The 19,160-nt window shown below is 64.9% G+C and carries 14 protein-coding genes; 10 read left to right on the plus strand and 4 right to left on the minus strand.

Translation table 11 applies throughout. The annotated features are described in order from the left end of the window. The first annotated feature begins 208 nt into the window (after window positions 1-208). The 3 genes from acnA to QX048_RS17620 all read left to right on the plus strand — a co-directional run bounded on the left by acnA (window position 209) and on the right by QX048_RS17620 (window position 4,683). Window positions 209-2,926 (plus strand): aconitate hydratase AcnA, encoded by a 2,718-nt coding sequence (gene acnA / locus QX048_RS17610; RefSeq protein WP_316169945.1) that lies wholly within the window; start codon window positions 209-211, stop codon window positions 2,924-2,926. A gap of 188 nt (window positions 2,927-3,114) precedes the next feature. Further along, window positions 3,115-3,897 carry a DUF1223 domain-containing protein gene (locus QX048_RS17615; RefSeq protein WP_316200625.1) on the plus strand — a complete coding sequence of 261 codons (783 nt, stop codon included), beginning with the start codon at window positions 3,115-3,117 and terminating at the stop codon, window positions 3,895-3,897. A 420-nt stretch (window positions 3,898-4,317) separates the two neighbouring features. Then, window positions 4,318-4,683 carry a DUF2794 domain-containing protein gene (locus QX048_RS17620; protein ID WP_315750627.1) on the plus strand — a complete coding sequence of 122 codons (366 nt, stop codon included), beginning with the start codon at window positions 4,318-4,320 and terminating at the stop codon, window positions 4,681-4,683. 45 nt (window positions 4,684-4,728) lie between these two features. Here the strand turns inward: QX048_RS17620 and QX048_RS17625 are convergent, their stop codons facing one another. The 4 genes from QX048_RS17625 to QX048_RS17640 form a co-directional block, all read right to left on the minus strand. Continuing rightward, the gene (locus tag QX048_RS17625) at window positions 4,729-5,256 is read right to left on the minus strand and encodes a GNAT family N-acetyltransferase (protein ID WP_315716183.1); all 528 of its coding nucleotides are present in this window, start codon (window positions 5,254-5,256) and stop codon (window positions 4,729-4,731) included. Between the two features lie 155 nt (window positions 5,257-5,411). Next, window positions 5,412-6,203: a Bax inhibitor-1/YccA family protein gene (locus QX048_RS17630; protein ID WP_250172563.1), complete on the minus strand. Its 792-nt coding sequence runs from the start codon at window positions 6,201-6,203 to the stop codon at window positions 5,412-5,414. A gap of 264 nt (window positions 6,204-6,467) precedes the next feature. Further along, the gene (locus QX048_RS17635; RefSeq protein ID WP_316200552.1) at window positions 6,468-9,038 is read right to left on the minus strand and encodes an ABC transporter permease; all 2,571 of its coding nucleotides are present in this window, start codon (window positions 9,036-9,038) and stop codon (window positions 6,468-6,470) included. Next, window positions 9,035-9,772, minus strand: coding sequence for an ABC transporter ATP-binding protein (locus QX048_RS17640; protein WP_315750630.1), 738 nt, complete (start codon window positions 9,770-9,772; stop codon window positions 9,035-9,037). The genes QX048_RS17635 and QX048_RS17640 overlap by 4 nt, the downstream gene beginning before the upstream one ends. On the opposite strand from QX048_RS17640, the gene QX048_RS17645 reads away from it, so the two are divergent. The 7 genes from QX048_RS17645 (at window position 9,771) to QX048_RS17675 (ending at window position 19,135) form a co-directional block, all read left to right on the plus strand. Then, a complete protein-coding gene (locus QX048_RS17645; RefSeq protein ID WP_316200553.1) occupies window positions 9,771-10,460 on the plus strand; it encodes an arylesterase in 690 nt (229 codons plus the stop codon). The two genes, QX048_RS17640 and QX048_RS17645, sit on opposite strands and share 2 nt — an antisense overlap. A gap of 205 nt (window positions 10,461-10,665) precedes the next feature. Then, window positions 10,666-11,244, plus strand: a complete 579-nt coding sequence (thpR, locus tag QX048_RS17650; protein WP_315715923.1) for an RNA 2',3'-cyclic phosphodiesterase — start codon at window positions 10,666-10,668, stop codon at window positions 11,242-11,244. A gap of 153 nt (window positions 11,245-11,397) precedes the next feature. Next, complete coding sequence (gene zapE, locus QX048_RS17655; RefSeq protein WP_315715924.1) at window positions 11,398-12,579, plus strand: cell division protein ZapE; 1,182 nt, start codon at window positions 11,398-11,400, stop codon at window positions 12,577-12,579. 226 nt (window positions 12,580-12,805) lie between these two features. Beyond that, window positions 12,806-13,774, plus strand: coding sequence for a malate dehydrogenase (gene mdh / locus QX048_RS17660; protein WP_009031546.1), 969 nt, complete (start codon window positions 12,806-12,808; stop codon window positions 13,772-13,774). Between the two features lie 127 nt (window positions 13,775-13,901). Continuing rightward, window positions 13,902-15,098 carry an ADP-forming succinate--CoA ligase subunit beta gene (gene sucC, locus QX048_RS17665; protein WP_315715925.1) on the plus strand — a complete coding sequence of 399 codons (1,197 nt, stop codon included), beginning with the start codon at window positions 13,902-13,904 and terminating at the stop codon, window positions 15,096-15,098. A 55-nt stretch (window positions 15,099-15,153) separates the two neighbouring features. Further along, window positions 15,154-16,038, plus strand: a complete 885-nt coding sequence (gene sucD, locus QX048_RS17670; protein ID WP_316200554.1) for a succinate--CoA ligase subunit alpha — start codon at window positions 15,154-15,156, stop codon at window positions 16,036-16,038. A 139-nt stretch (window positions 16,039-16,177) separates the two neighbouring features. Next, window positions 16,178-19,135: a 2-oxoglutarate dehydrogenase E1 component gene (locus tag QX048_RS17675; protein ID WP_316200555.1), complete on the plus strand. Its 2,958-nt coding sequence runs from the start codon at window positions 16,178-16,180 to the stop codon at window positions 19,133-19,135. Window positions 19,136-19,160 lie beyond the last annotated feature (25 nt).

Below are 19,160 nucleotides of genomic sequence, written 5' to 3' on the forward strand. Positions count from 1 at the left end.
CCCCTAGGGAATTGATGGCTAGCGCGTGAGAATTTGTGGGTGATGCCACGTCGGGACTTGCTTGTCTCTGTGGCGGCGCAGTTAGAAAGCTTCTATAAGCCCGACCTTGATGCAGCACACAATCGCCCGCTGCAAGCCATCCGGCGCCTCGCGCTGACGGTTCTTAAATACCCCCTCCGGGTATACAGATCAATTGGGATTTCCACGCATGACCTCGCTCGACAGCTTCAAGTGTCGCAAGACCCTCAAGGTCGGAACGAAGAGCTACATCTATTACAGCTTGCCCACAGCCGAGAAGAACGGTCTCAAGGACATCTCCAAGCTGCCGTATTCGATGAAGGTGCTGCTCGAGAACCTGCTGCGCAACGAGGACGGCCGCACCGTCACCAAGGACGACATCGTCGCGGTGTCCAAATGGCTGCGCAAGAAGTCGCTGGAGCATGAGATCGCCTTCCGCCCGGCGCGCGTGCTGATGCAGGATTTCACCGGCGTGCCGGCGGTGGTCGACCTCGCGGCGATGCGCAACGCGATGCAGAAGCTGGGCGGCGATGCCGAGAAGATCAACCCGCTGGTGCCGGTCGATCTCGTCATCGACCACTCGGTGATCGTGAACTACTTCGGTGACAACAAGGCGTTCGGCAAGAACGTCGCCGAGGAGTACAAGCAGAACCAGGAGCGTTACGAATTCCTGAAATGGGGCCAAAAGGCGTTCTCGAACTTCTCCGTCGTGCCGCCCGGCACCGGCATCTGCCACCAGGTCAACCTCGAATACCTGGCGCAGACGGTCTGGACCAAGAAGGAGAAGATGACGGTCGGCCGCACCAAGGGCACCTTCGAGGTCGCCTATCCGGATTCGCTGGTCGGCACTGACTCCCACACCACCATGGTCAATGGTCTCGCCGTGCTCGGCTGGGGCGTTGGCGGCATCGAGGCCGAGGCCTGCATGCTCGGCCAGCCGCTGTCGATGCTGCTGCCAGACGTCGTCGGCTTCAAGCTGACCGGCGCGCTGAAGGAAGGCGTCACCGCGACGGATCTCGTGCTGACCGTCACCCAGATGCTGCGCAAGCTCGGCGTGGTCGGCAAGTTCGTCGAGTTCTTCGGCCCCGGCCTCGACCATCTCTCGGTCGCCGACAAGTCGACCATTGCCAACATGGCTCCCGAATACGGCGCGACCTGCGGCTTCTTCCCGGTTGACGCCGCCACCATCGACTATCTCAAGACCTCGGGTCGCAAGGCGCCGCGCGTCGCGCTGGTCGAGGCCTATGCCAAGGCGCAGGGTCTGTTCCGCACTGCCAAGTCGCCGGACCCGGTGTTCACGCAGACGCTGACCCTCGATCTCGCCGACGTCGTGCCGTCGATGGCCGGTCCGAAGCGTCCCGAAGGCCGCATCGCGCTGCCGGCGGTGGCCGAAGGCTTCGCGACCGCGCTGGCTGGGGAGTACAAGAAGCCCGACGCTGCGCAGCGCTTCCCGGTCGAGGGCAAGGACTTCGACATCGGCCATGGCGACGTCGTCATCGCCGCCATCACCTCCTGCACCAACACCTCGAATCCGAGCGTGCTGATCGGCGCCGGCCTCTTGGCCCGCAACGCCGCCGCCAAGGGCCTCAAGGCCAAGCCGTGGGTGAAGACCTCCCTCGCTCCCGGCAGTCAGGTGGTTGCCGAATACCTTGCCAACTCGGGCCTGCAGAAGGACCTCGACAAGGTCGGCTTCAACCTCGTCGGATTCGGCTGCACCACCTGCATCGGCAATTCCGGCCCGCTGCCGGAGGAGATCTCGAAGTCGATCAACGACAACGGCGTGGTCGCGGCGGCCGTGCTGTCGGGTAACCGCAACTTCGAAGGCCGCGTCTCGCCGGACGTGCAGGCCAACTATCTGGCCTCGCCGCCGCTGGTCGTGGCCTATGCGCTGGCCGGCACCGTGACCAAGGATCTTTCGGTCGAGCCGATCGGCATCGGCAAGGACAAGAAGCCGGTCTACCTGAAGGACATCTGGCCGACGACCAAGGAGGTCAACGACTTCGTCAAGAAGTTCGTCAAGGCGTCGATCTTCAAGAAGCGCTACGCCGACGTGTTCAAGGGCGACACCAACTGGCGCAAGATCAAGACGGTCGAGAGCGAGACCTATCGCTGGAACATGTCGTCGACCTACGTGCAGAACCCGCCGTATTTCGAGGGCATGAAGAAGGAGCCCGAGCCGATCAAGGACATCGTCGAGGCCCGCGTGCTGGCGCTGTTCGGCGACAAGATCACGACCGACCACATCTCGCCGGCCGGTTCGATCAAGCTGACTTCGCCTGCCGGCAAGTTCCTTAGCGAACACCAGGTCCGCCCGGCGGACTTCAACCAGTATGGCACGCGCCGCGGCAATCACGAGATCATGATGCGCGGCACCTTCGCCAACATCCGCATCAAGAACTTCATGCTCAAGGGTGCCGACGGCAACATTCCCGAGGGCGGCCTGACCAAGCACTGGCCCGACGGCGAGCAGATGTCGATCTACGACGCCGCGATGAAGTATCAGGAAGAGGGTGTGCCGCTGGTGGTGTTCGCCGGCGCCGAATACGGCAACGGTTCGTCGCGCGACTGGGCCGCCAAAGGTACCCGGCTGCTGGGCGTCCGCGCCGTGATCTGCCAGAGCTTCGAGCGCATCCATCGCTCCAATCTGGTAGGTATGGGCGTGCTGCCGCTCACCTTCCAGGAAGGCACGTCCTGGTCCTCGCTCGGCCTCAAGGGCGACGAGAAGGTTACCATCAAGGGCCTGCAAGGCGACCTGAAGCCGCGCCAAACCCTGACCGCCGAGATCGTCTCGGCCGACGGCGCGGCGCAGCAGGTGCCGCTGCTCTGCCGGATCGATACGCTCGACGAGCTCGACTACTACCGCAACGGCGGCATCCTGCACTACGTGCTGCGCAAGCTCGCCGCTTAACCAAGGCGCGATGCGACAGTTTGGCTCACTCTGAAGTGAGTAGCGGGTGATGAAGGAGGCGGCCTATGACAAAGGCCGCCTCTTTTGCATTTTCGTTTTGTTAACTACGAGGACGGCATCGCGGATGCAGTGATGCACAGGGCGCAGCGGACGGTGGTCCAGACGGGACAGTGGCGATGAGTGGACAGATGTCGTGGTGGTCGCGCGCAGCGCTGAGTGTCTGTGCGGTCATCGCTTTCGTCCGGCCCGCTGCGTCCGATCCCCGTGCGGTGATCGAACTCTTCACCTCGCAAGGCTGTTCGTCCTGCCCGCCGGCTGACAAGATCCTCGGCGAGCTCGCCAGAGATCCTTCGGTGATCGCGCTGTCCCTGCCGATCGACTACTGGGACTATCTCGGCTGGAAGGACACGCTGGCCGACTCCCGCTTCACGGCCCGGCAGCGGGCCTATTCTCGTGCGCGCGGCGACCGCGAGGTCTATACGCCGCAGGCGGTGGTCAACGGCTCCGTGCATGTGATCGGCAGCGACCGCGAGGCGATCGAGGGCGCCATCGAGGAGACCGTCCAGGCTGGCAGCGTGATGTCGGTGCCGGTGAGGCTGTCGGTCGACGGCCAGGACCTTACTGTCTCCGTGGCCGCGGCCAACGACCAGATGCCGCGCAAGCACGGCGAGGTCTGGGTCTGCTCGATCTCGCGGGTGGTCCCGATCTCGGTCGGCCGCGGCGAGAACAGCGGCCGTGACCTGACCTATTACAACGTCGTTCGCGGGCTTCAGAAGCTGGGTGACTGGAATGGGTCGCCGGTCAGATGGAGCGTGCCGCTGGAGAAGATCGCCCGCGAGGGCGTCGATGGCACCGTCGTCTATGTGCAGGACGGCAGTCGCGACCGCCCTGGGCCGATGCTCGGGGCCGCCTTTTCCGAGTTGCCGTTGGGCGGACGGGCTTCAGCAACGGCGCGCGGTCCCGAGCGCTGATCTTCCGTCGTCCTGATCTTCGTTTTCGCTGACCTGCGTTGGGCGCATCACGTCCGTGCGACGGCGCGTCGCGATGATCTTACGTGCAGCTCACGCCAGAAAAGCAAAAGGACCAACTTGCGTTGGCCCTTTGCCTTACTTGTGAATAGACCCGATCCTGACGACCCCGGGGGGCTGGGGGCTGAGGAATCCGGAACCGAAAGGACCGGGCCAACGCACACGAATCTTATGCCGAAGGTCGGGGGCGGTCGGTGGGCGGAAAGACGGCGCGATTATGATTCTGCTAACGATCCCGTGACGCTTGCGTGTTCGCGGAACCGACGGCCTCGCAGGCTCGGTCGAACTTCAACAACGAAAACGGCCCCTTGCGGCTTCTGCCGGATGGCGCGATCATGTCACACGGATGACAGGAGGACGCCAATGAACCTCACGCCGGAGGACGCCGACCCCAGCGAGAACCGCGCGGCGGCGCGCAGTGCGGCCGCAGCGCCGAGCCGGGTGACGTTCGACCGCCTGGAGCTGAACCGCATCCTGAACCTCTACGGCCGCATGGTCGCCGACGGTGAGTGGCGCGACTATTCGATCGACTTCCTGCGTGACCGGGCCGTCTTCTCCGTGTTTCGCCGGGCGTCCGAGGTGCCGATCTACCGCATCGAGAAGGATCCGCGTCTCGCACGCAAGCAGGGCATGTACAGCGTGATCTCGGCCACCGGGCTGATCCTGCGCCGCGGCCACGAGCTCGAGCGCGTGCTGCTGGTGATCGCGCCCAAACCAGCCCTGGTCTGATCCCACGCGCTCCGGCTTGATCATGACATTCCGATTGGCGTTGCCTTACGCCGGGACGTCGCTGCTCCCGGCCCCGAGCGGGCGCTGCATCATCACAGTATCGAGCCAGCGGCCGAATTTCAGGCCGACGCTCGGGTGGGTGCCGATCATCTGGAAGCCGCAGGCGGTATGCAGCCCGACCGAGCCGGAATTGGCGGAGTCGCCGATGACGGCGATCATCTGGCGAAAGCCTCCCTCCTCACAGGCGTCGATCAGCCGCCGCATCAGGCGCATCCCGATGCCGCGACGCTGGCTGGCCGGAGCGAGATAGACCGAGTTCTCCACCGTGAAGCGATAGGCAGGGCGGGGCCGGTAGGGCCCGGCATAGGCATAGCCCACCACCTCTCCGTCCAGCAGGGCAGCGAAATAGGGGAAGCCGCCGTCGCGGAGCGCCCGGAAGCGGCGCGTCATCTCCGCCAGATCCGGAGGGTCGAGCTCGAAGGTGGCCGTGCCCTCGCGGACGGCTTGGCCGTAGATGGCGGTGATGGCGGGAAGGTCGGCCTCCTGGGTGGGCCGGATTTCAATGTCGGACATGGGGGGAAGCATACCCAGGCGGACGCGGCGATCAATCCGGCCTCGCGGCATGGCTGCTGCTGCGGCTTTGCGCCGGTCGCAATCGGGGTTTGTGCAAACGAAAAGCCCCGGCGGTGAGGCCGGGGCTTCGAAGGTCGCTCGTTCGAGCGGTTGGATCAGTCGCGCTGTCCGAGCAACTGCAGCAGCAGCGTGAACAGGTTGATGAAGTTCAAGTACAGCGACAGGGCGCCGGTGATTGCCGCGCGCTCCGCGATGTCGCCGCCCGCGGAAGCGTAGCCGTAGATGTACTCGTTCTTCAGACGCTGCGTGTCCCAGGCGGTCAGGCCGGCGAACACGAACACGCCGATCACCGAGACGATGAACTGCAGCATCGAGCTCGCCAGGAACAGGTTCACGAGGCTCGCCAGCACGATGCCGATCAGGCCCATGAACAGGAACGAGCCCATGCCCGTCATGTCACGCTTGGTCGTGTAGCCGTAGAGGCTCAGCGCGCCGAACGTCGCCGCGGTGATGAAGAACACCCGCACGATCGAGGTGTGGGTGTACACCAGGAAGATCGACGACAGCGAGATGCCCATCAAGGCCGAGAACACCCAGAACAGGATCTGTGCGGTCGACGGCGCCAAGCGGTTGATGCCGGCCGAGATCGCGAACACCATGACCAGGGGGGCCAGGATGAACAGCCACTTCAGCGGGCTCACGAACATCGCGTAGCCGAACTGCGTCAGATAGGCGTTACCGAACTTGAACACGCCGGCCGCCGGATCGCCGGTCACCGACGCCATGTAGACGCCCAGTGCCGCAAGGCCGGTGATGGCCAGGCCGATGCTCATGTAATTGTAGATGCGCAGCATGTAGGCGCGCAGACCGGCGTCGACGGTCGCGGCATCGGCGCGCCCGGCCACCCGGCCAAAGGGTGAAGCATAGTTGCGGTCTAGGTCCGACATGGTCGATTCCCGTTGGTTGCCCGGCAGCCCGGTCCTGACAGGACCTTTGGCCGGTTCTCGAAAAACCCTATCTCATACCCACTGCTGCAGATATTAAATTTGCGTCATCGGCAAATTCGCCATCTTTTGGCAGGTCTCTGAGCCCATTCCCTAGATGGGAAACTAGCATATCTGCCGCAAGCTTCCACGCGCGGCTGAATGTCGCTCCGCGCGCGTCCCAGCCGCAGAAATCGCGTTAACCGTGCGGCATGAGCGCGCAAGCCGCTACAGATTCCGAAGAACCGTCGCCGGTTTCTGGTTGAGCGCCAGCAGAGTGCCGGCCAGACCGAGGCCGACCGTCACGATCAGCGCGGCCACGACGACCAGCGCGGCGCTGCCGGCCTGCCAGGCGAAGCTCAACGTCATCAGCCGGGTCACGATCAGCCAGGCGGACACCGAGCCGGCGATGACGCCGAACGCGGCGGTGGCAAACCCGATCATCAGATATTCCAGCGCGTAGGCGCCGAGCAGCCGCAGCCTCGTCGCGCCCAGGGTCTTCAGGATGACGGCATCATAGACCCGGTGGCGGTGGCCGGCCGCCAGCGCGCCACCCAGCACCAGGATGGCCGAGATCAGCGTCACCGCACTGGCGCCGCGGATGGCGAGCGCGAGGTTGGAGACCACCGAGCCCACCGTCTCCATCACCTCGCGGACCCGCACGCTGGTCACCATCGGGAAGGCGTCGGCCACCTTGCGGATGACACGGGCATCCTCGGCGGTATCGGAGCGCGACTCGGTGAGGGTGGCGACATGGGTGTGCGGCGCTCCCTTGAAGGCATTCGGGGAGAACACCAGCACGAAATTGATGCCGAGCCCCTGCCAGTCGATGGTGCGCATGTTGCCGATCCGCGCCGTGATGTCGCGTCCGAGCACGTTGACCACGATGTCGTCACCGAGCTTGAGGCCGAGACCGTCGGCGATCCGCTTCTCGATCGAAACCAGCGGCGGGCCGCTGTAGGTCTCGCCCCACCACTCGCCCTCGACGACCTTGGATCCTTTGGGAATCTCGGCGGTATAGGTCAGGCCCCGGTCGCTCTGCAGCACCCATTCGGTGTCCGTCGTCGCCTTGAGGTCCTCGGCGCGCACGCCGCGGGCGGAGACGATGCGCCCGCGCAGCATCGGCACGTCCTCGACAGTGGATCGAGGGGCGAGGTCCCTGAGGAAGTCGCGGAAGCGGTCGGCCTCGCCGGAGGGGACGTCGATGAAGAAGAACGACGGCGCCTGTTCCGGCAGTTGAGCCAGGAACTGGCGTCGCAGATTGCCGTCGATCTGGGTAATCGTGACCAGCACGGCGAGTCCCAGCCCGAGCGAGAGCACCACGGACGGTGTCAGCGCGCCCGGGCGATAGATATTGCTGACCGCCAGCCGCAGCATCGGGAAGCGGCTGCGCGGCAGGGCGCGCGCAATCGCCATCACCGCGGCGGCAATGCCGCGCAACAGCACGAACACCAGCGCGGCGGCGACGACGAACACGGCTGCGATGCGCTTGTCGTAGGACAGGCCGATCACGACCGCGATCAGCAGCGCGACGGTGCCCGCGATCAGCACCAGATAGCTCCAGCGCGGACGGTGCCATTCGGCGATAACCGCCTCGCGGAACAACGCCGCCACCGGCACGTCGCGTACGCGCCCGAGCGGCCACAGACCGAACGCCAGTGCGGTGAGCAGACCATAGACGAAGGACAGCGCCAGCTCATCCGAATGAATGGCCGGGATCACGGGCAGCGGCAGGATGTTGCCGAACAGCCCGACGATGGCAAACGGCAGGGCCGCCCCGGCGCAGAGGCCGATGATCGAACCGATCGTGGCGAGCACCATCACCTGCACGAGGTAGATGCCGAACACGTCGCGGCTGGTGGCGCCGAGGGCCTTGAAGGCCGCGATCACCTCGGTCCGGCGGTCGACATGGCTCTTGACCGCATTGGCGACGCCGACGCCGCCGACCAGCAGGGCGGCGAGACCGACCAGGGTGAGGAACTGGGTGAAGCGGCCGATCGTCCGCTCCAGTTGCGGCGAGGCGTTGCTGCGGCTGCGGATCTCCCATCCGGCCGAGGGCAGCGTCAGGCGGGTATCGGCGATGAAGGACGCCGCGGCGTGATCGTCCTTGGCATTGTCGGGCAGCCGGACCCGGTAGGTCCAGCGCACCAGGCTGCCCGGCTGCAGCAGCGGTGTGGCCCGCAGGCCCGCTTCGCTGATCAGGAAGCGTGGCCCGAGGCCGATGCCGCCGGACAATTTGTCGGGCTCGGCCTGCAGCGCGCTGCGAATCTGGAAGCGGACCGTGTCGATGGTGACGGTGTCGCCGATCCTCAGATCGAGCCGAGCCAGCAGCGCCGGATCCGCCGCAGCTCCGTAAACGCCGTCGCGCTCGGCCAGGATGTCGGTCATCGGCAGATCTGGCTGGAGCTCGGCCTTGCCGAGCAGCGGATAGGCGTTGTCGACCGCCTTCAGCTCGACCAGCGCCAGCTTGGCGTCGCCCGAGCGCACCATGGCGCGCAGGGTCGCAGCCAGCGACAGCTTTCCACGCGAGCGCAGGAAGTCGATCTCCTCCGGCTTGGCCTCGCGCTGAAACAGTGAAAAGGCGACGTCGCCGCCGAGCAGCGTACGTCCTTCGCGAACCAGGCCGTCGTTGAGGCTCGCCGCCACCGAGCCGACACCGGCAATGGCGAGCACGCCGAGCGCAATGCAGGCGATGAAGACGTAGAAGCCGCGCAGGCCTCCCCGCAGCTCGCGCAGCGCGTAGCGCACGGGCAGCACGGCCATGCGGCCGCCGGCGATCGGTTCAGCGACGGTGGTCATGCGAGGGCCGGCTCGTGCGCGCCGCCGTCGGCTTCGATCCGCCCCGAGCGCAGCCGGACCACGCGGTCGCAACGATGCGCAAGCCCGCTGTCATGGGTCACCAGCACCAGCGTCATGCCGCGCTCGGCATGCTTGGTGAACAGCAGGTCCACGATCTGCCGTCCGGTGGTCTCGTCGAGATTGCCGGTCGGCTCGTCGGCCACCAGAATGGCCGGGTCCGGCGCAAGTGCCCGCGCCAGCGCCACGCGCTGCTGCTCGCCGCCCGAGAGCTGGGTCGGATAGTGGTGCAGCCGGTGTCCGAGTCCGACCGAATCCAGCTCGCGGGCGGCGCGCTCGGCGGCGCCGGAATGGCCCGCCAGCTCCAGCGGCACCGCGACATTCTCCAGCGCCGTCATGGTCGGGATCAGATGGAAGGACTGGAAGACGATGCCGACCTGGCGGCCGCGGAACCGCGCCAGAGCGTCCTCGTCCAGGGCATTGAAAGCGGTCCCGTTGACCACCACCTCACCCCCATCAGGACGTTCCAGCCCCGCCATCACCATCAGCAATGTGGACTTGCCAGAGCCCGACGGTCCGATCAGACCGATCGTCTCGCCCTGTCCCACCCGCAGGCTGATGTCCTTGAGGATATGGACCCGCGCCGCGCCGGTGCCGAGCGAGAGGTTGACGTTCGAGATGGTAATGGTGTCCGGCGCAAGGCCGGCCAAAGGCGAGGTTTCGATGAGACTGTCCATGGCTCGGTCATATGGCAACTCCGCAAGCCGGGTCGAGAGGCGCGGACATATCTTCGCGCACATACTCGTGTTGATGCTCGCCTTGATGACAGTCGGGCCCGCGTTCGCGGGTGCCGAGGCCGTCAAGCCGATCAAGCTCGTCGTTCTCGGCGATTCCTTGAGCGCGGGACTCGGCCTGTCCGCCTCGGATGCGTTTCCAGCCAAGCTGCAGAAGGCGTTGCAGGCCAAGGGGCTGCCGATCGACCTCACCAACGCCGGCGTGTCCGGGGACACCTCGTCCGGCGGCCGCGACCGGCTCGACTGGTCGGTGCCGGAGGGGACCGAAGCGGTCATCGTCGAGCTCGGCGCCAATGACGCGCTGCGCGGCATCGATCCCGCCGTGACGCGCAAGGCTTTGAGCGAAATCGTGACCCGGCTGAAGGCCAGGGGCATCGCCATGATGCTGTGCGGCATGCTGGCGCCGCCGAATTTCGGCAGCGACTACGCCGCGAAATTCAACGCGATCTACCCCGATCTCGCCAAGCAGTTCGACGTGCCGCTGTATCCATTCTTCCTCGATGGCGTCGCCGCCGACGCCAAGCTGAACCAGGCCGACGGCATCCACCCCACTGCGGCGGGCGTCGACATCATCGTGTCCAGGCTGTTGCCTACGGCGGAAGCATTCTTGCGTCCGCTTCGTGAGCAATGACGGAACGAAGCGCCGCGTCGATCATTTGCGATAACCTTAAGGACCGGGTTTTCCGCAGCTTTTACCGGCGTTAACCCGCCTTCCGTCGCGGAGTCATATAAGTTCGGTAGGAATGATGCATTGGCGATTCGTCGTCGATCATTTCTTGAAGGCATGATCTCGTCAATTTTCGAGATCAGCCTCCAGCATCGGGAGTCCTGAAACGATGCCGCGTTTGTTTACTGGACTGGAAATCCCGGCCGAGGTTGGCCACACGCTTTCCGGTTTGCGGGGTGGCCTCCCCGGCGCCCGCTGGATCGATCCCGAAAATTACCATGTGACGTTGCGTTTCATCGGTGACATTGACGGCGCCTCCGCCAACGAGATCGCCTCGATGCTGTGGCGGGTGAACCGCAAGCCGTTCGAAGTGACGGTGCAGGGTCTCTCCAGCTTCGGCGGCCGCAAGCCGCGCGCCGTCGTTGCCAACGTCGCGCCGAGCCGCCCCCTGATCGAGCTGCAGGCCGAGCTCGAGCGGCTCATGCAGCGGATCGGGCTCGATCCGGAGGGCCGCAAATTCGTGCCCCACGTGACGCTGGCGCGGCTGCACGATGCGTCGAGCCAGGACGTCGCCGACTATCTCTCCGTCCGCGGCTATTTCCCGAGTCGCGTGTTCATGGCCGAGCGCTTCGTGCTGTTTTCGTCGCGTGCCTCGACCGGCGGCGGGCCCTATGTGGTCGAGGACGCCTACGACCTCTCGCCGGGGGTGAGGTCTGCAGCGGGGTCGTTCAAGCCAGCCGTTCGCTGAGGCCAGGAGCGAAGACGAACGTCGTTAGCCCTCGACTAACGATCACGGCGGCGTTTGCGTGCCATATACCACGACCTCACGGCTCCGACGCATGGCGGCTTCCACCATTTGCGGATTGCATTTTCCGTAAGTCTCATGACCTAGAGTGGGCTCATGCTGTCCACTCCGTCAGACGCGTTCCGCGCGCAATATCAGTCTTTGGTCGATACCGGTGCGATCGAGGCCGACCTCGCCCAGGCCGAGGTCGCCGACGCCCTGGCGGCGCTGGAACGCCGGCTCTCCACCTACAAGCCCACGCGCAAGCAAGGCTTGTTGGGCCGCCTTTTTGCCGACAAGAGCGAGCCGCCGAACGGCCTCTATGTCCATGGCGAGGTCGGGCGCGGCAAGACCATGCTGATGGACCTGTTCTTCCAGAACTGTCCGGTCGAGCACAAGCGCCGCGCGCATTTTCACGAATTCATGGCAGAGGTGCATGAGCGCATCTACGGCTACCGCCAGAACATCGCGCGCGGCGAGCTCGCCGATGCCGATGTGATCGGTCTCACGGCGCAGGCGATCTTCGATCAGGCCTGGCTGCTCTGTTTCGACGAATTCCATGTCACCGACATCGCCGACGCGATGATCTTGGGACGTCTGTTCGCCAGGCTGTTCGAGCTTGGCACGGTGGTGGTGGCGACCTCCAACGTCGCGCCTGAAGACCTCTACAAAGGCGGCCTCAACCGCGCGCTGTTCCTGCCCTTCATCAAGCAGATTGCCGACCACATGGACGTGATGCGGCTGGACGCGCGCACCGATTTCCGGCTGGAGAAGCTGGCCGGCGTGAAGATGTGGCTGGTGCCGGCCGATGTCGACGCGCGAGCGGCGCTCGACAAGGCCTGGGCGCGGCTCACGGGCCATGCCAAGTGCAAGCCGCGCGACATGACGATCAAGGGGCGCATCCTGCACGTCCCGTGCTCCGCCAACGGCGTCGCCCGCTTCGATTTTGCCGATCTCTGCGAGAAGCCGCTGGCAGCCTCGGACTATCTGCGGCTCGCGCACGACTATCATACGATCCTGATCGATCACGTTCCGGTCATGGATCTGGCCGAGCGCAATGCCGCCAAGCGGTTCATCACCCTGATCGATACGCTCTACGACAACGCCGTGAAGCTGATCGCCTCCGCCGAAGCCGACCCGATTTCGCTCTACGTCGCGACCGAGGGCATCGAGGCCATGGAGTTCAAGCGGACCACCTCGCGCCTGATCGAAATGGGTTCGGACTCCTATCTGGCCCTGCCGCACGGGCGGAAGGACTCGGCGGCATCTGGGACTTCCACGGGGTTGGTCGAAACCTGACAAATACTGGAGTTTTGGCGAACGCCAGCCGCCGGGCACACAGCCGCGAAAAGGCCACGCCAATCATGCTGAAAGGATCATCAGCAGCCGTCGCCCGGTCCTGATCGAAATCAAGGCAGGCCCGTCAATTGGCCATAGCTTGACTTGAACGGCCGGGGCGAAAGGGATAACCACCAGTCGACTTTTCAACCTCCCTCACTCCTTCGGGTTCAAAGGAAAATTTGCCATGGCGCGCGACAAGATTGCTTTGATTGGCTCCGGTCAGATCGGCGGAACGCTGGCTCACCTCGTCGGCCTCAAGGAGCTCGGCGACGTCGTGATGTTCGACATTGCCGAAGGCGTTCCGCAGGGCAAGGCGCTCGACATCGCCCAGTCATCGCCGGTCGACGGCTTCGACGCGCACTACACCGGCGCCAACTCCTATGAGGCGCTCGACAACGCCAAGGTGTGCATCGTCACCGCGGGCGTGCCGCGCAAGCCGGGCATGAGCCGCGACGACCTCTTGTCGATCAACCTCAAGGTGATGGAGCAGGTCGGCGCCGGCATCAAGAAGTACGCGCCCGACGCCTTCGTCATCTGCATCACCAACCCGCTCGACGCGATGGTCTGGGCGCTGCAGAAGGCCTCGGGGCTTCCGGCCAAGAAGGTCGTCGGCATGGCCGGCGTGCTCGACTCGGCGCGTTTCCGCTACTTCCTGGCTGATGAGTTCAACGTCTCGGTCGAGGACGTCACCGCCTTCGTGCTCGGCGGTCATGGCGACACCATGGTTCCGCTGACCAAGTACTCGACCGTTGCCGGCATTCCGCTGCCCGACCTCGTCAAGATGGGGTGGACGTCGCAGGCCCGCATCGACGAGATCGTCGACCGCACCCGCAACGGCGGCGCCGAGATCGTCAACCTGCTGAAGACCGGCTCCGCCTACTACGCTCCGGCGGCGTCGGCGATCGCAATGGCCGAGAGCTATCTGCGCGACAAGAAGCGCGTGCTGCCCTGCGCGGCGCATCTCAACGGCGAGTTCGGCGTCAAGGACATGTATGTCGGCGTGCCCGTCGTGATCGGCTCCAAGGGTGTCGAGCGCATCGTCGAGATCGAGCTCGCCGGCAAGGACCGCGAGGCGTTCGACAAGTCGGTCGCCGCCGTGCAGGGCCTGGTCGACGCCTGCAAGAAGATCGCGCCCGACCTGCTCGGCCGCTGATCAGGGGTCATTCACGGGGCGTAATCTCGCCCACATCGAGTTGCAGGATGTTTGGTATATGGTATACCAGACATCCTAACAACAATTCTGGTCGTCACCCCATCGCGGGTTCGGGGAGCAAGCGCTTATGAACATTCACGAATATCAGGCCAAGGCACTGCTGCACGAGTTCGGCGTGCCGATTTCCAAGGGCGTGCCGGTTCTCCGTCCGGAGGACGCGGATGCGGCGGCGAAGACGCTCGGTGGCCCGGTCTGGGTCGTGAAGAGCCAGATCCACGCCGGTGGCCGTGGCAAGGGCAAGTTCAAGGAGGCCTCGGCCGGCGACAAGGGCGGCGTCCGCCTCGCCAAGTCGATCGACGAGGTCAACACTTTCGCCAAGCAGATGCTGGGCGCGACGCTGGTGACCGTGCAGACCGGCCCCGACGGCAAGCAGGTCAACCGCCTCTACATCGAGGACGGCTCGGATATCGACAAGGAGTTCTATCTGTCGCTGCTGGTCGACCGCGAGACCTCGAGGGTCGCCTTCGTGGTGTCGACCGAAGGTGGCGTCAACATCGAGGACGTCGCCCACGAGACCCCCGAGAAGATCGTGACCTTCTCGGTCGACCCAGCCACCGGCGTCATGGGCCATCACGGCCGCGCCGTCGCCAAGGCGCTGAAGCTCTCCGGCGACCTCGCCAAGCAGGCCGAGAAGCTCACCACCCAACTCTACAATGCGTTCGTCGCCAAGGACATGGCGATGCTCGAGATCAACCCGCTGGTCGTCACCAAGCAGGGCCAGCTGCGCGTGCTCGACGCCAAGGTGTCGTTCGACTCCAACGCGCTGTTCAAGCACCCGGAAGTCGTCGCGCTGCGTGACGAGACCGAGGAAGACGCCAAGGAGATCGAGGCCTCCAAATACGACCTCAACTACGTCGCGCTCGACGGCACCATCGGCTGCATGGTCAACGGCGCCGGCCTCGCCATGGCGACGATGGACATCATCAAGCTCTACGGCATGGAGCCCGCCAACTTCCTCGACGTCGGCGGCGGCGCCAGCAAGGAGAAGGTCGCGGCGGCGTTCAAGATCATCACCGCCGACCCGAACGTGAAGGGCATCCTGGTCAACATCTTCGGCGGCATCATGAAGTGCGATGTCATCGCCGAGGGCGTCGTCGCCGCGGTCAAGGAAGTCGGCCTGAAGGTGCCGCTCGTGGTGCGCCTCGAAGGCACCAATGTCGATCTCGGCAAGAAGATCATCAGCGAGTCCGGTCTGAACGTGCTGCCCGCCGACAATCTCGACGACGCCGCGCAGAAGATCGTCAAGGCCGTCAAGGGAGGCTGAGCGCCGGTCCAGGCGCTCGCTCATTCCTCACCGCAACGCTTTTAGAGAAAGCACGATGTCCATCCTCATCGACAAGAACACCAAGGTCATCTGCCAGGGCTTCACTGGCAAGAACGGCACCTTCCACTCCGAGGCGGCGATCGCCTACGGCACCAAGATGGTCGGCGGCACGTCGCCGGGCAAAGGCGGCTCGACCCACCTCGGCCTGCCCGTGTTCGACACCGTCAAGGAGGCCCGCGAGGCCACCGGGGCCGACGCCTCGGTGATCTACGTCCCGCCGCCGGGCGCCGCCGACGCGATCTGCGAGGCGATCGACGCCGAGGTCCCGCTGATCGTCTGCATCACCGAGGGCATCCCGGTGCTGGACATGGTCCGCGTCAAGCGCTCGCTGCAGGGCTCCAAGTCGCGCCTGATCGGGCCGAACTGCCCGGGCGTGATGACCGCCGGCGAGTGCAAGATCGGCATCATGCCGGCCAACATCTTCAAGCCCGGTTCGGTCGGCATCGTGTCGCGCTCCGGCACGCTGACCTACGAGGCGGTGTTCCAGACCACCTCGGAAGGTCTCGGCCAGACCACGGCGGTCGGCATCGGCGGTGATCCGGTCAAGGGCACCGAGTTCATCGACATGCTCGAGATGTTCCTGGCTGACCCCAGGACCACCTCGATCATCATGATCGGTGAGATCGGCGGCTCGGCCGAGGAGGACGCGGCGCAGTTCATCAAGGACGAAGCCAAGCGCGGTCGCAAGAAACCGATGGTGGGATTCATCGCTGGCGTCACCGCGCCTCCCGGCCGTCGCATGGGTCATGCCGGCGCGATCATCTCCGGCGGCAAGGGCGATGCCGGCTCGAAGACGGCCGCGATGGAAGCGGCTGGTATTACCGTGTCGCCGTCGCCTGCGCGGCTCGGAAAGACGCTTGTCGAAAAGTTGAAATCCTGATTCAGGACTTAGTGCTTTTCGGCGCGAATATTTACAATAAATAAGGTAAACGGTCCTAACCCGAGCCTGATCCGCGTCCCCCGCGGGTCAGGCATTGCGCCGTTTTGATTGGGCGCATCGAAATTACCAGGACGCCACCATGTCTCGCCAAGATGCGAACGCCGCCTTCGCCCTGTCGTCTTTTCTGCAGGGCACCAATGCCACCTACATCGATGAGATCTACGCCCGCTACGAGAAGGATCCCGCTTCGGTCGACCCGGAATGGCAGGAGTTCTTCAAGAGCCTGAAGGATGCGCCGGCCGACGTGCAGAAGAATGCGTCGGGCCCCTCCTGGGCGCGCAGCAACTGGCCGGTCTCCCCCCGGGACGAATTGACCTCGGCGCTGGACGGCAACTGGGCCGTCGTCGAGAAGAAGGTCGGCGAGAAGATTGCGCAGAAGGCTCAGGCCAAGGGCGTCGAATTGTCGGCGGCCGACGTCAACCAGGCCACCCGCGACTCCGTCCGCGCGTTGATGCTGATCCGCGCCTACCGCATGCGCGGCCACTTCCACGCCAAGCTCGATCCGCTCGGCATCGAGGCGCCGCGCAACCGCGAGGAGCTGGACCCGCGTTCCTACGGTTTCACCGAGGCCGACTACGACCGCAAGATCTTCCTCGATCACGTGCTCGGCCTCGAATACGGCAGCTTGCGCGAGATCGTCGCGATCTGCGAGCGCACCTATTGCCAGACGCTTGGCGTCGAGTTCATGCACATCACCAACGCAGCGCAGAAGGCCTGGATCCAGGAGCGCATCGAGGGGCCGGACAAGGAGATCTCGTTCACCCGTGAGGGCCGTCGCGCGATTCTGCAGAAGCTGATCGAATCCGAAGGCTTCGAGAAGTTCTGCGACGTCAAGTTCACCGGCACCAAGCGCTTCGGTCTCGACGGCGGCGAGTCGCTGATCCCGGCGCTGGAGCAGATCATCAAGCGCGGCGGCAATCTCGGCGTGAAGGAGATCGTGCTGGGCATGCCGCATCGCGGCCGCCTCAACGTGCTGACCCAGGTCATGGGCAAGCCGCATCGCGCGCTGTTCCACGAGTTCAAGGGCGGCTCGGCCAATCCCGACGCGGTCGAAGGCTCCGGCGACGTCAAGTACCACCTCGGCGCCTCCTCGGACCGCGAGTTCGACGGCAATCGCATCCACCTGTCGCTGACCGCCAACCCCTCGCATCTCGAGATCGTCGACCCCGTGGTGCTCGGCAAGGTCCGCGCCAAGCAGGACCAGCACGGCGATCCGCCCGACATGCGCATCTCGGTGCTGCCGCTCTTGATGCATGGCGACGCTGCATTCGCCGGCCAGGGCGTGGTGGCGGAGTGCTTCGCGCTGTCGGATCTGAAAGGCTACCGGACCGGTGGCTCGATTCATTTCATCGTCAACAACCAGATCGGCTTCACGACCTATCCGCGCTATTCGCGCTCGTCGCCCTACCCGTCCGACGTCGCCAAGATGATCGACGCGCCGATCTTCCACGTGAACGGTGACGATCCGGAAGCCGTCGTGTTCGCGGCCAAGGTCGCGACCGAGTTCCGGCAGAAGTTCCACAAGCCGGTCGTCATCGACATGTTCTGCTACCGCAGGCATGGCCACAACGAAGGTGACGAGCCGGCTTTCACCCAGCCGGTGATGTACAAGAAGATCGCCGGCCATCCGTCGACCTTGGAGATCTACTCCAAGCGGCTGGTCGCCGAAGGCGTGATGACCGAGGGCGAGGTCGACAAGGCCAAGGCCGACTGGCGCGCCCGTCTCGACGCCGAGTTCGAGGCCGGCACGAGCTATCGTCCGAACAAGGCCGACTGGCTCGACGGCAAGTGGGCGGGTTTCAAGTCCGCCGACCAGGAGGAGGAGGCGCGCCGCGGCGTCACCGGCGTCGAGATCGACCGCCTCAAGGAGATCGGCCGCAAGATCACCAAGGTGCCGGACGGCTTCCGCGTGCATCGGACGATCCAGCGTTTCCTCGAGAACCGCGCCAAGGCGATCGAGAGCGGCATCGGGCTCGACTGGGCGACCGGCGAGGCGCTGGCGTACTGCTCGCTGCTGCTCGAAGGCCACAAGGTTCGCCTCTCCGGCCAGGACAGCGAGCGCGGCACCTTCTCGCAGCGCCATTCGGTCCTGATCGATCAGGAGGACGAGAGCCGCTACACGCCGTTCAACCATCTGGCGCCGGAGCAGGGCCATTTCGAGGTCATCAACTCGCTGCTGTCCGAAGAAGCCGTGCTCGGCTTCGAATACGGCTATTCGCTCGCAGAGCCGACCGCGCTGACCCTGTGGGAGGCGCAGTTCGGCGACTTCGCCAACGGCGCTCAGGTGTTGTTCGACCAGTTCATCTCGTCGGGCGAGCGTAAATGGTTGCGCATGTCCGGCCTGGTCTGCCTGCTGCCGCACGGCTATGAGGGCCAGGGCCCCGAGCATTCCTCGGCGCGCCTCGAGCGCTATCTGCAGATGTGCGCCGAGGACAACATGCAGGTGGTCTATCCGACCACGCCGGCAAACTACTTCCACGTGCTGCGCCGGCAGCTGCATCGCGAGATCCGCAAGCCGCTGATCGTGATGACGCCGAAATCGCTGCTGCGCCACAAGCGCGCGGTGTCGCGGCTCGAGGAGCTCGCCAAGGGCACCACGTTCCACCGCATCCTGTACGATGACGCCCAGATGCAGGCGGACGACAAGACCAAGCTGGTGCCGGACGAGCAGATCCGCCGCATCGTGCTGTGCTCGGGCAAGGTGTATTACGACCTCTACGACGAGCGCGAGAAGCGCGGGCTCAACGACGTCTACCTGATGCGCGTCGAGCAGCTCTATCCGGTGCCACTCAAGGCGCTGGTCGCCGAGCTCGGCCGCTTCAAGAACGCCGAAGTCGTGTGGTGTCAGGAAGAGCCGCGCAACATGGGCGCCTGGCACTTCATCGAGCCGTATATCGAGTGGGTGCTGAACCAGACCGGCGGCAAGAGCAAGCGTCCGCGCTATGCCGGCCGTGCTGCGTCGGCCGCGACCGCCACGGGCCTGATGTCCAAGCACCTCGCCCAGCTGAAGGCGCTGCTCGACGAAGCCCTGAACTGAACCTGCCTTTTTTGACGCGCCCCGC

It is taken from the genome of Bradyrhizobium sp. SZCCHNS30572 (assembly GCF_032484415.1).
GTDB lineage: Bacteria > Pseudomonadota > Alphaproteobacteria > Rhizobiales > Xanthobacteraceae > Bradyrhizobium.